The sequence below is a fragment of the Campylobacter sp. W0066.1 genome (assembly GCF_024723635.1).
GTDB classification, from domain to species: domain Bacteria; phylum Campylobacterota; class Campylobacteria; order Campylobacterales; family Campylobacteraceae; genus Campylobacter_D; species Campylobacter_D lari_C.
In genome coordinates, this window is sequence record NZ_JANQCW010000040.1 from 1 (window position 1) to 1,237 (window position 1,237).

Here is a 1,237-nt window from a genome sequence, read left to right on the forward strand (position 1 = left end):
TACAAATCCCCCTTACTCATACTTTCTTTATTCTTGCTTTTTCCTTTTTCATCATTTGGATTTGAAATTTCTATTTCTTTAAAACTTTTAGAGCATTCTTTATCTGTGTATAATCTAACACAATACTTTCCCCAAGTCTTACCTATGCTAAAAGGATAATCTTTTAAAAAATCAGGTTGTTTGTTGTAATTAATCTCATTGATTTTAAAATAATACTTTCCTTCAGGTAAGCTTCCAAATTTATCTTTAATACTTTCATCATCATAGTAAAAATATGCTTTTTTCTTGGTAGTTTTATCTTTTATATCTTGATAAAAACTAAAAGCAATTTGTTTATTTGATGGTTTTAAATTATCAGCTTTAGCTACTCCACTTCTTGCCATATAAGAAGCTATTAAATCTTTTCCTTTAAAATGATATAAATAAAAACCATCATATTTAAAATAATCTTTATTTTTAAACCTAAGTATAAGTCCTATTTTATGATTGATATAATTATTAAATATTCTTTTGCTATCTTGTAAGGGTTTGGCTAAATAAGCTTTATTATCTTCTAATCTAACTTTAAAACTATGACAATTACTAAAGTCTTTTTCTCTATCAAATCTTATTTTACCTTCTTTATTAGTTTTTAATTTTAATACGCTTTGCTTGATTAGTTTTTCATGATCATACCCTTTTATACTAATACTAGCATTATCAATAGCCTTGCCATGTTCATCTTGTATGATAAGGCTGATGTAATTTGAAGTAGCAGTGTTGTTTATAATGTTAGTGTTATTGTGGGTTAAATTTAGATCTTGATGGTTTAAATCATCATAAGCATAGCGCTTGCTTATCTTTTTAGGTTCTAATTTTATATTTAAACTATTTTTAGCTAAAACATAGTTTTTAATCTTACAATGATAATAATCATAAGTAATGTTTAAATCTTTTAAAGCATATAAATTATTCTCATCATATTTAAGATAATAATTTATTTTTTCATCATTGAAAGAAAAAATTTCATCTTCCTTTGCGCCTAAAAGAAGTTTTTCATAAAAAAATACTCTTGTTTTTAGTTTATTAAAATCTAGATTATAGTTTTGTTCTAATAAAGCTATATCGATTAATGACTCATCTTTAACAAATATATCACAATTGTTCTCATAAAGATGTAAAAGATTTGACATAGATGAAGCATTGTCAAAAAATATAAGCTTTTTATTTTTTTCTTTGTTTTCTAAGATGAAGTGGC

1 protein-coding gene is annotated in these 1,237 nt (G+C 24.0%); it reads right to left on the bottom strand.

What is annotated here, in order from left to right; genetic code table 11:
* The coding region (locus CAMP18497_RS08155) for a hypothetical protein (protein WP_442867805.1) at positions 1-1,237 on the bottom strand (1,237 nt) is incomplete at both ends.